Origin of the sequence: Paenibacillus senegalensis JC66 (genome assembly GCF_000285515.1) — a bacterium.
Classification (GTDB): domain Bacteria; phylum Bacillota; class Bacilli; order Paenibacillales; family NBRC-103111; genus Paenibacillus_L; species Paenibacillus_L senegalensis.
In genome coordinates, this window is the sequence record NZ_HE610957.1 from 417062 (window position 1) to 428995 (window position 11934).

Genomic DNA, 11934 nt, shown 5'->3' on the forward strand with positions numbered 1-11934 from the left:
TTTTACTTACGGGCTCTAAATAACAAATAGATAAAATAAGGCACTCCGATTATAGAAATGACAATACCTACCGGAAGCTGGGCTGGAGCAAATACTGTTTTTCCGATCAAATCACCGATTACGGCCATTGCCATGCCAATCATTCCGCAAAGCGGAATCATATAGTTGTGGTGATAGCCAACCAGCCGCCTGGCCATATGCGGAGCAATGAGGCCAATAAAGCCTACACTGCCGGCTACGGAAATGCACGCACTGACAAGGCCAACGCTGTATAACAGCAGCAAACGGCGTTCCTTATCAGCGGCAACCCCCAGTCCTTTTGTGCTCGCTTCCTGCAATTGAAAAAGATCAAGAATCCTCGCTTTGCGCCATATGAGCGGGGTGAGAATAACGAGCCAGGGCAGCGCGGTAAGAACGTAATTCCAGTTAGCATGGTACACACTGCCGGCAAGCCAGACCACTGCCATCTCATAATCGCGCGGGTTCATTTTTAAAGATACATACAACGTCAGGGCGCCAAAGCCGGAGGCAATCGCTATTCCAACCAGAACAAACCGCTGCGGGTCCAAAGCCCCCCGTTCCACCGCAAACAAATAAATCAAGCCTACCGCTGCCAAGCCGCCAATCCAGCCGAATAACGGCATAGTTATTACCGAGAACCAGTCTGCCCCTTTAATTTGACCTTCTACCAAGAACATGTAGATAACGACTGCAGCTCCGGCACCGGCATTGATTCCGAGAATCCCCGGATCAGCCAGCGGATTGCGGGTGACTCCCTGAATAACCGCTCCGGCTATGCCGAGCCCAAAGCCAACCAAAGCTCCGATGACTATTCGCGGCAGGCGAAAATCAAAGATAACCAGATCATGATCGTCCTGCGGATCAATGCGAAGCAGCGTTTGCACGATATCCCGAACCGTTAAATCAAAGGTTCCATTAGTTAAACTGATATAAATCCCAACGAGAATAATCACAGTACAAATCAATAACGAAAATTTAAACTTTCGTGCGTACCTGCTATCCATGTTTTCCTCCCCCCTTGGTCTTGATCAAGTAAAGAAAGAAGGGTACACCAAATAATGCGGTGACTACCCCTACCGGAGTTTCAAAGGGAGGATTCAGCAGCCGGCTGATGAGATCGCAGATTGCAAGGAACAAACCTCCAAATACGGCTGCAGAAGGAATGATCCGCTTATAGTCCTGACCCACCAGGAAGCGGCATATATGCGGCACGATTAATCCGACAAAAGCGATTTTACCAGCCAGAGCGACCGAAATGCCTGTTAGCAGAATGACACTGATGAGAGTCAGCGCTTTGACGGCTGCTGTTTTTTGGCCGAGCCCCTGGGCGATATCATCTCCGAGAGACAATACGGTAACCGATCTCGCCAAAACTAGCGCAAGAACCAAACCGGCCGCCACGAAAGGCAGGGCCAGTTGAATTAAGGCCGGGTCCATCTGGTGAAGGCGGGCATTGTACCAGAAGCTCACATTTTGTGATACTTGAAAGTACGTGGAAAGTGCTTGGGACACGCCGGCCAAGAACGTCCCGATGATCGTTCCCAGGACCGCCATGCGTACCGGAGATAAGCCGCCGGGCAGCAGCCACGCCAAGGCAAATACGATACCGGCCCCAAGAGCAGAACCGATTAAGGAATATACGATCATCGTCAAGGAACCTGCGTTAGGCAGCATGATCATGAACAGGGTGATGACGAAGACGGAGCCATCGGACACTCCCATAATCGATGGAGAGGCCAAATAATTGCGGGTCATCCCTTGCATCAAAGCGCCGGAAACAGCAAGACACGCTCCTATAAGAAGCGCGCCTGCCACACGAGGCAGCCTGGAGTGGCGAATAATTTGATGATCCACATTCCCAGGGTCAAAGCTGAATATGGCGTCCGCCACAACCGATCCGCTAATAGGTTTTGCACCGACCATCACCGAAAGCAGCACAATGACAATGGCTGCTAGCGGTGATAAGACCAGCAAAAGTACATACAGTGTGGTGGCACGACGTGTGTCCGGCCTGCTCATGCCCGGTTGGGCTTCAGCCTGGTTATTCGGTAAGATGTTGGATCGCTTCTTTCAAGAAAGTAATTCGGCTCCAGGCTGGCCCGCCCTCTGCTAGCGGATCGATTACATTGACGTACACTTTGTCATTTTTTACCGCTTCAACACTTTTGATGATTGGATTGTTCTGCAGCTCTTCCAGTACGGCTGTGTTATCTGCATTTTCCACATCCGCATTCTGAATAAATATAATATCAGGGTTCAACCCAGCCAACGCCTCTACCGAAATTTGCTCTTGGGTTTGGGCTGCCTTCACTTCCGCTGGCGCAGTCAAGCCAAGATCGTTATATAAGATCGGATTGAAGAAGACGGTTTCCGGATATATAAACATTTGTCCCGCACGGATGCGGATAAACAATACCGTTTTGTCCTGCAGCTTCTCTGTCAATTCTGGCTTAACCTGCTCCAAAGCAGCCTGATAGTTGGCGATTTCCTGTTCAGCCTGCTCGGTTTTGCCGGAAAGCTCGCCCATAAGACGCAGATTGTCTTCCCAATGAGTCGCGATATGGGAGACGCGAATTGTAGTTGCTATTTTTTCTAATTGTTCTACTACATCATCCGGGAATTTAGTGGATGCCAGAATGACATCCGGTTTGAGCTTCAGAATCGTTTCGAAGTTGGGCTGGGATTTCTCCCCGATGGATTCCGCATCTGTCACGATAGGCGCAAATAATTCCGGAAATTGGCCTGCGAACGTAATCGCCCCAACAGGTTTGACATCCAGCACCAAGGCATCCTCCATCGCTTCCATAGCTCCAGTAATGACGATTTTTTCTACGGGGTCTGGCAGTGTATATTCCTGACCCAAATAAGTGATTGTCTGTTCTCCGGCAGGCGTTCCATTATCACCCTCGGAGGACGGCTCCGACCCACCTTCCGCTCCTTTTCCGGACGGATTTCCCCCTTCTTGATTCGCTTGATTGGCCTCATTTCCGCCCGATTGCGCGGGCGATGGTCCACCTGTACTTCCACTCTGTCCGTTCCCACAAGCTGCAGCAATCAACAGCAGCATGATGGAAAGTACGGCAGTAAGCAGCTTTCCGGATACGGTGTGGCTCATATTGATTTCTTGCTCCTTTCTCCATCTCTTTCTAATTGATAATGATTATCATTATTGAATATAAGGGATATTGTCCTACACCGCCATGGACAAAATCCGGAAAAACTATGGACTATGAACCGAAAACAGTCTAACGGCCTCATCGATCATTCTTAATTGAGAGTAAGCGGAGTATTCCCGCCACGGATCGGAAGATAATTGGTATAAATGTCCGCTCCTGACGGCCTGCAATCCCTGCCAGCATTCTGTAGTCTGCAGCTCGTCCCAATAAACCAGCGTTTCTGTTTCCTGATATATGAGGACGAAAAGATAATCCGGATTGATTTCACTCAGCTGTTCCATGGTTACCTCATTGGACTGATCTGAGGCAACATTAGGCTCTTTCGGGACAGAAGCAAGCTCCAGACCAAGCGAATCAATCAGTACGGACTCCGCCCCGCGGCTGCGGTGAAGGTACAATTGGTTTTTGAAAACCCGAAGGATCAGCAGTTGTCCTTTTATTGCGCTCTGCCGCAGCTGGGCTTGACCCCACTTTACTTTCTGCTTGTAGCGGGAGAGCCAGCTATTCGCTTCTGCTTCATCGCCCAAATATTCCGCGATTTGCCAAAACTGCTCACGCCAATGCAGGTGCTCCGGCACAATAAGCAGATCCGGGACAGCTTTTTGCAGCAAAGCCTCTTCCTCGGAGCGTAAAGGCTGAAGACATATGAGCGTTTCTGCATCAGAATTCATAAGTCTTTCTACATTGGATGACCAATCCACATTATGACGGTAAGCACTCAAATGGACCGGTATTTCATTCCGGTAGTTCTCATAATAATATTCCGTCCATTTTGGATGCAGCGGCGCAGCATACGGAATTCGATTGAGCGCCAATAGATGACCGCACACGGAAGGGCTATAGGCAGCAATTCTTCTCCGCCTGGCGTTCATATATTGAGTGGGTGACAAGCCTGTATGCTTTTTGAATTTGCGGCTGAAGTAGAACTCATCCTCGTAGCCGACTTGTGAAGCCACTTCCTTCAGTTTGACATTCCCTCTCGCCATGCGCCGCTTGGCCTGAGTCATTTTGCACTCCGCAGCGTACTCCATAGCGCTAATTCCGAATGTTTTTTTGAACAGCCCTACAAAATAATTACTACTGACACCGGCTAGTTGAGCAAGCTGGCCTATCGTTAGACTGGCGTCATAATTTTGCTCTATGTAGCGCCGTACCTGTTCCATTGAAGCTCTCGGGGTTCTTTTGGCTGAACGCGAATTAGTCCAAATAACATACAGCAGCTGCTCAAATCCCACATTGGCATGGTAGCGGGCAAACAAATCTTTGCTATCCCAATCCTGCATGATCGACTCGCATATTCGCTGCAATGAACTGCCTGCCCCCCCGTTAAGCTCACCATATTCAGAAACCCAGGGCTGGAGCAATCGGCCGGGCTCCTCTGGCTCTTTACGCAGCTCCGGCAGCTCTTCGCCAGCAGATACTAGGGATGCAGTACGGCTATCTATCTTTTGGAAGGTATGAAAAGTGAATTGATAAAGCTTGAGCGGACGATTATCGCTGCGGGCTCCCCAAGTATGTGCGGGCAGGCAAAAGCCGTACGTATTCGGCTCAAGCAAATATTCGCGGTTGTCCAAATAGAGCTTCCCCGAACCATGCAAAGCGACAACAAGAACGTAGGTATGAGAGAGCTGGTGAGCCAGCTTCTGATCCTCACCGACCTGAATCTCCCTTACCTGATGCAGACGAATAAACCAATCCTCAGACAGCCTGTTGGAAAGCTCCCTTTCTGTTTTTCGACTGTCCGCCGATTCCTTGCCTTGAATAAACCACATCCGCTCATCTCTCCTTACCTTGGCAACCGACTGCGATATAAATGCAATGCCGGAAAATCTATTATCTTCAGTGCAGCATCTGCGAATAAAATCTACTAGTGTTAATTGAGGATTTATTGAGAATGATTATCGTTATTATTTAGTGTATACAAAAAAAGAAAGCTCTTCAACTATGTAAAGAGCTTTCTTACCGTGATAATGATCATTCCATCAACACCGCTTATTCGAAAGACGCCGATTCGAGCTGATCCAGCTTGGCTATATGAAAAAACAAGGCTTCATAGTAAGCTTTAGAATTCCAAATAATCCGCTCTCTTGGTATTGATTTGGAGACCAGCACTTTCTTCCCCGCCTGGTTAACAAGAAAGCCTTTTGCCTGGACACGTTGCAATTGTTTCTCATACAGCTTCTTAAAGTCCGCCAGCGTAAGCTCAAACAAACCGCTAACTTCACTCAGCTGCACCTGATAATCCTCCAATTGCTGATCACAGCGAAGCAGATGAAGATGAATCCGCTCCCGGTCGATACATTCATCCGATAACACGTGATCTTCTAGAATGGTTCCGCAATAGGTCAGATCCTCGATTCTCACCTCTACATTGAGCTCCTCCTTCAATTCACGCGTTCCGTCTTCTATGCCTTCCCCTGCCAGCAGATGTCCGGCACAAGAAACATCCAGCATGTTAGGGTAAGTATCCTTGTTTTTATGCCGCAGCTGGAGCAGTAGTAGCCATTCGCCTGCGTTATTGCGCTTAATAATCCAGCAATGAAACGTTTGGTGCCATAGGCCGAGGCGGTGAACCTGCCGACGGGTCTCGCTGCCAATAATTTTTCCTTCTTCATTAAAAACGTCGAATTTTTCATCCAATCCCATAGAAAGCGCCCTCTCTTTGCCAGTCCTGTGCAGGTTCAAAGATGTGCAGCTGGTTTAATGGTTCTTTTAAAAGCTTGGTCCTCATTCATCCAGCAATACAGATAATTCCGACATCATAGCTTGATACTCCAGGCTTTCCTGCAGCTCGTTAATAAATTGCCGCCACTCTTCGAGCGATAATTTGCCCATAATGACTTCGATCTTTTTGCGATGAATCTGTCCATTAAGCTCAGCATATTCACCGCGGCTGAATAAACGATCTGCTTGCGGAAACCCTTGTTTTTGCACATCTGTATTTTGCCACTCGCCTGATACTCTCTCAAAATGAGCGAGTGCGGGCTCCTGTAAGCGGTCAGAGGAAAATATCGGCTCGCTCAGGAGATCCTCTCTGCCGAACCATTGCAGCACAAATTCCAGTTCCTCACCAGCCATTCCTTCCGCTATCCATTGCTCCGGACTCTTGTGTAACCCTTTGTCAAGCCAATTGAGAACAGCCCGTACTTTTCTTTCTGGCAAATTTTTAGGTACTACGTAGAACATAGGGTTATTCGTATTAGTAGGCACCAGCACCGGAGAGTCAGGATCGGCCTGTAATCCGGCCAGCGGAATCCACATATCGGTCCGCCCTTCTTCCTGGTAGCCTAGGGTAAGAGCCGCTGCTTCGTAGGGTGTCATTGCCGTTAAGACCACATGACCGGAAGCATTGCGCGCCATAGCCTGTTCTTTATTCATAATGGCGAATTCCGGATCGAGAATTCCTTCGTGATAAGCATTAGACAGCCATTTCAATGCCTCGGTCTGCTCCTCGGTTACTACTGAGTCTTTTAGCTGGCCATCCTCAACTGATTCGTGATAGATCGTGTATCGTGGCAGACTTCCCGTGACTTTTTCACCTCTTTTCTAGAGAATGGATATGGTATGTAACAGCGGCTTAATTTTCTGAGCATGCATTACAGGAATGGCTCCTTATGTAAAAGAATAGGGTAAAAGAAAATACTATCCTATTGGCCCCAAGTATAGCATCTATTTCCGTATTTGTATTTATCCTATTTCTTAATAACCTTATCTCATCCCTGATTTACCTTATCTCTTAGTTAATTTTATTTCTATCCATCCTCCCATATACAGATTACACCAAATACTTCGAGACAAATGTAGATCAATATTTAAAATAAATTACGCCAAACAAGCCTTCCTACTCGCCGTGCTCTTCCCTACATCACTTCTTTGTTCAAGCTGTTCGCTGCGGGCAAAGTTCCCGTACTGGAAAGGACACTACATTCACGGAAAGCAAACTGTTTGCATCCGACACATTGACTGTAGTTCAAATTGTTCAAGGCATAATTGATGGCATCACCCGTATGCTCAAAAAACTTATCGGCGCCAATCTGTTCGTACAGGCCGGTTTTTTTCAGCATTTCCAGCGGCTGTGGCTGCACTCCTGAAAACAGCACAGTCCCGCCCGATTTTTTAAAATGCTTAATTAGACTGGCTAGATTAGCTTCCCCGGTAGTGTCCATGAATGGAACTTTCCCCATCCGCAGCAGCAAAATTCTTGGTCTTCTTGCGGAATCCATAATGGACTTTTCAAACATAGCGGCCGCACCAAAAAACAAAGGCCCTTCGATCGTATACAAGCTGATTTGAGGGCAGTCATGCCCCTCATATACCATATGCTCTTTAACCTTCTCATGTTTATTGTTCGGATCTGGCAGTACTTTTGCCACTTTCATCATATCACTCATCCGTTTAACAAATAGCAGCACAGCAAAAATCAACCCCACTTCGACTGCTGTCGTTAAATCTGTTAATACGGTCAGCAAGAAAGTGGTAACCAGCACAAGAGAATCGCTCGTTTTCGATTTCAGCACATGCAAAAAAGCGCTGCGTTCACTCATATTCCATGCAACAACCATCAGTATAGGAGCCATACTGGCCAATGGAATATGGGAGGCATAGGGAGCAAAAAGCACGAGCACCAACAAAACAACGATACCGTGAATGATTCCCGACAATGGCGATACCGCGCCGTTTTTAATATTCGTAGCTGTACGTGCGATTGCTCCTGTTGCGGGAATTCCCCCGAACAGTGGAGTTACTATATTGGCGATTCCTTGCCCGACCAATTCACGATTGCTGTTATGCCGGCTTCCTGTCATGCCATCAGCGACTACAGCCGACAAAAGCGATTCAATTCCACCCAGCATCGCGATCACAAAAGCGGGATGGATCAACATAACAATTCGTTCCCAAGTAATCTCGGGAATTTGAAACCCGGGCAGCGTGCTAGGAATAGTTCCATAAGCCGATCCGATCGTCGCAACCTGATCTTTAAAAAAGATCGCCGCTATCAAACTGGAAACAACCAGTCCCGCTAAGGAGGCGGGAAGCTTGGGTAGCCACCGCGGCAGAGCCAGAATAACAGTCAAGCAAATGACAGCCGTAAGTATGCTATACCCGTTGAATTCGGACAAATGAATCCCGATTTCCTTCATGTTGGACAGGAAATATTCATGTTTTTCTATATGATCCAAGCCTATAAAATTGGCAAGCTGACCGCTAAAAATGATGACCGCAATTCCTGCGGTAAATCCAATCGTCACCGGCCGGGGAATGAATTTGATTAAAGCCCCAAGCCTAAACAACCCCATAAGCACAAGCATAATTCCCGCCATAAATCCGGCGATCAACAAATTTTCATAGCCATATTGCATAACAACCGCAAAGAGAATCGGGATAAAAGCGCCCGTCGGCCCGCCAATCTGGAACTTTGAACCACCAAAAAGTGATATCAAAATACCGGCAATTATCGTCGTATAGATCCCGTACTCCGGTTTGACTCCAGAGGCAATAGCAAACGCCATTCCCAACGGAATGGCGATAATACCAACAATAAGACCTGACATAAGATCCTTGCGAAACGCAGAAGCGTTGTAATGATCAAATCTCCCCATCCATTTCACTATATCTTCCTTCTTTCAAATATTTAAATATTTGAATATATTTAAAATACTACCCCCTTTTCAGCTCTTCTGTCAATCTCTTATAAGAGCAGTAACTGACTTTCGCGGAAATAAACATAAAAAAGCTTCTAACGAAGCCCTTTCGAAGATGAATAACCCGGTATTAGCGGTAGCTTTTCATGCCAATCAGAAAGCGTCTTTTTGGATATAGAAAATTTATACTTTCTGATGTGGTTAAAAAAACAAGAAGTTCCATCGTCTTGCTCACGGTTCCCCTTGTTTTTCTGATCAAGATTCATTTCGCATGTCTTCCAGTAAACTAATCGCATCCACCAGATGGTTGTCAAAAATTTGCTTGGCTACTAGCAGCAAGTCTTTAATTAACGGATCACGAAGAGAATAAATGACAGAAGTTCCCTCCTTTATTCCCTGAACTACGTTTCGGTTGCGTAATACCGCAAGCTGTTGAGACACCGCAGAGCCCTCCAAGCCTAAAATGCTCTGCAGTTCATTCACCGTCTTTTCCCCATCGCTTAACAGCTCTAAAATGCGAATTCGTAACGGGTGAGCCAAAGCTTTAAAAAACTCGGCTTTAAACTGCTGGATATTTTGATTCATAATCCTACCCCTTACTTCAACTAAATATATGAATATAATAGCATAAGTTTAAAACCGACTCTGCTATGGTGTCGATTGGTTCGAAAATTTGTTGCTTATATAAGATACATCGTTTAGGAGCCCACAATCTGCGGAATAGCCAACGTTTTGAAGTTAGTTAATCTATCTCTAATTAATCTGTCTTTAATTGATCTATCCCTGCTTACCCTGCACTACATCAGCAATGTACTAGGATTCATGGTGCAGACGGACTTCGACTTAACTGTTAACGGGTCACAATGAGAGTTGCAAAAAGAGCTGCAAATAAAAGCTGCAAATGAGTCGCAAACGATCCGCAGCCGCCTGCATATTGCAAACAGCCTCACTACCCTTGCCTACTGCTCCAAAAAAGGACGTGCATCCCTCAAAAGATATACTTTCCTTTTGTATCGCACCCTTGCTCCCCGTGCTTCTGCTCCCTGTCCCCCAATGTCCTGTCCCTTGCGTCCTCGTTTCATTGATAGGGCACTAAGCAGCGACTAGCCCAAAGGCCCGCCCGCTGTAAAAAATCTTTCAATGCTCTTCTCCACTTCAGCATCCGGCACCAGCGGAGGTGCATGGTGCGGCTTGCTTCTCGCGTCAATGATGACATTATCACAGCCCCAATGCTTAAATTCAATCGACTCCTTGACCCCATACAAATCATGGGACGGATTGCTGCGGGTAAAGGTGGTCCAGACAAAATTAGCAATAGACTCGCTGGTAAATGTACTGTCATCACAGACAACAATCATTGGGCAATCAGGAAGCCCTCCCTGCTCTATAACCGCATCACTGAGCTGCTTCATAAAGTCCGCGCTTTGCTGATGATCGAGGAAAGGATGTACCGCTTGGACAGCCACGACCCCTGGCAATACGAGACATGGATTAGTTATGAGAGAATGCAGCTCCTGGAAAACCGCAGGAACTTCAGTGCATAGCTCTCTTTTCTTATCTCCGGCTGCAGCAAATACTACCTTGCTTCCGGTATTTAACCCGGTACCTGAGTAATCCAATGTGTCGATGGTCGTGTTCGTCTGAAAATGCAGGTCCCTTCGCAAATCTATCCGTTCCAGAATGTAGCGGAAAAATCCTGCCTCATCATGAGTATCAAGCGGCTCCTCTTCCTGTGCAGCTATAAATAAATATTTGGCCAGGCTGAGCTGGTTCGTCCCCAAAATCCGATTGGCAATCGTTAAAATTTCCGCAGGCTGTTTGACTTTCTGGTAAGGTGTATAGCGTTCACTTCCAATAGCAAATAACAGCGGATGTACACCGGCCGCATCGACGGCATGCACCTCTCTGACACCCGGAATTTCCTGCTGAATTGCCCCTCCCGTCAGCTCATGAATAAGTGCGCCAAAAGACGTATCCTCCTGGGGTGGGCGGCCGACAACCGTAAAAGGGAAAATGGCGTTCTTGCGAGCATACACCTTGTGTACCTTCATCACCGGAAATTCATGTACTAAGCTGTAATAGCCCAAATGATCGCCAAAAGGCCCTTCCGGCTTAGTATCATGAGGGTAGACCTCGCCAGTAATAACGAAATCCGCATCATGGCTAATGCAATAGCCGTCTACATAGCTGTAGCGGAAATGACGGCCGGCCAGCAGTCCTGCAAACGTCAATTCGCTTAAGCCTTCAGGAAGCGGCATGACAGCAGACAGCGTATGAGCGGGCGGCCCGCCAATGAAGCAGCTTACCTTCAACGGCTGCCCTTTCCTCGTCGCCTTTGCCTGATGTATACCAATCCCCCGATGGATTTGATAGTGCAGGCCTACCTCCCGATTCATCTCGTAGTCATTGCCGCTAATCTGAATCCGGTACATGCCCAGATTTGCGTTCATAATTCCCGGCTTGTCCGGGTCTTCGCTGTATACCTGAGGCAGGGTGATGAATGCACCTCCATCATCGGGCCAATGCTTGATCTGCGGCAGATCGGACACCGAAATTTCCTCAAAGTCATCAGGGAGCCCGTTCTTCTTCAAAGGCAGAGCTCTTCTGGCGGCCAATCCGGTTCCCGCATATTTCAACGGATTCTTTAATGCTTTCACCGGGTCATTTCGAACGCCGATGATAGCCTGAGTCGTTTCCCAAGTATGACGAAAAATAAATTTGCTGCGTTCGATCGTGCCAAACAAATTGGACACCGCGCGAAATTTGGATCCCTTTACCTTTTCAAATAATAACGCAGGTCCCCCAGCCGCATACACTTTCAAGTGAATCGCCGCCATCTCAAGATGCGGATCCACTTCATCGCGGATTCTCACGAGGTGCCCGTGCTTTTCCAAGTCATCTATACACTGCTCTAACCATTGATAGCTCATCGATTTAAACTCCATTCTTTTCCACTCTATATTTTCTTGTTCTATTATCTCATATTTTATTAGACGGAAGCACATGAACATGGTGCAATTTTGTGTATTTCCTTCCGTTCTCTAAAGCTGCTGCGCCTATGATATCAGCAGATATCACTCAAGTATACTTAACCC

9 protein-coding genes are annotated in these 11934 nt (G+C 47.2%); all 9 read right to left on the reverse strand.

The genetic code is table 11. The annotated features are described in order from the left end of the window. Positions 1-2: 2 nt before the first annotated feature. Complete coding sequence (locus PSHG_RS02165; RefSeq protein ID WP_010268774.1) at positions 3-1025, reverse strand: FecCD family ABC transporter permease; 1023 nt, start codon at positions 1023-1025, stop codon at positions 3-5. Beyond that, positions 1018-2040, reverse strand: a complete 1023-nt coding sequence (locus PSHG_RS02170; RefSeq protein WP_010268776.1) for a FecCD family ABC transporter permease — start codon at positions 2038-2040, stop codon at positions 1018-1020. Before PSHG_RS02170 ends, PSHG_RS02165 begins: the two co-directional genes overlap by 8 nt. Before the next feature lie 22 nt (positions 2041-2062). Next, positions 2063-3136, reverse strand: a complete 1074-nt coding sequence (locus PSHG_RS02175; RefSeq protein ID WP_010268780.1) for an ABC transporter substrate-binding protein — start codon at positions 3134-3136, stop codon at positions 2063-2065. 105 nt (positions 3137-3241) lie between these two features. After that, the gene (locus tag PSHG_RS26390) at positions 3242-4969 is read right to left on the reverse strand and encodes an AraC family transcriptional regulator (protein WP_010268784.1); all 1728 of its coding nucleotides are present in this window, start codon (positions 4967-4969) and stop codon (positions 3242-3244) included. A gap of 220 nt (positions 4970-5189) precedes the next feature. Then, positions 5190-5843, reverse strand: coding sequence for an NUDIX hydrolase (locus PSHG_RS02185; protein ID WP_010268788.1), 654 nt, complete (start codon positions 5841-5843; stop codon positions 5190-5192). 81 nt (positions 5844-5924) lie between these two features. Beyond that, positions 5925-6632 (reverse strand): type 2 periplasmic-binding domain-containing protein, encoded by a 708-nt coding sequence (locus PSHG_RS02190; protein ID WP_010268792.1) that lies wholly within the window; start codon positions 6630-6632, stop codon positions 5925-5927. Between the two features lie 425 nt (positions 6633-7057). After that, positions 7058-8806, reverse strand: coding sequence for a SulP family inorganic anion transporter (locus PSHG_RS02195; RefSeq protein WP_010268796.1), 1749 nt, complete (start codon positions 8804-8806; stop codon positions 7058-7060). Positions 8807-9094: 288 nt separating this feature from the next. After that, a complete protein-coding gene (locus PSHG_RS02200) occupies positions 9095-9424 on the reverse strand; it encodes an ArsR/SmtB family transcription factor (RefSeq protein WP_010268800.1) in 330 nt (109 codons plus the stop codon). Between the two features lie 518 nt (positions 9425-9942). Beyond that, positions 9943-11769, reverse strand: coding sequence for a UbiD family decarboxylase (locus PSHG_RS02205; RefSeq protein ID WP_010268802.1), 1827 nt, complete (start codon positions 11767-11769; stop codon positions 9943-9945). Positions 11770-11934: the final 165 nt, after the last annotated feature.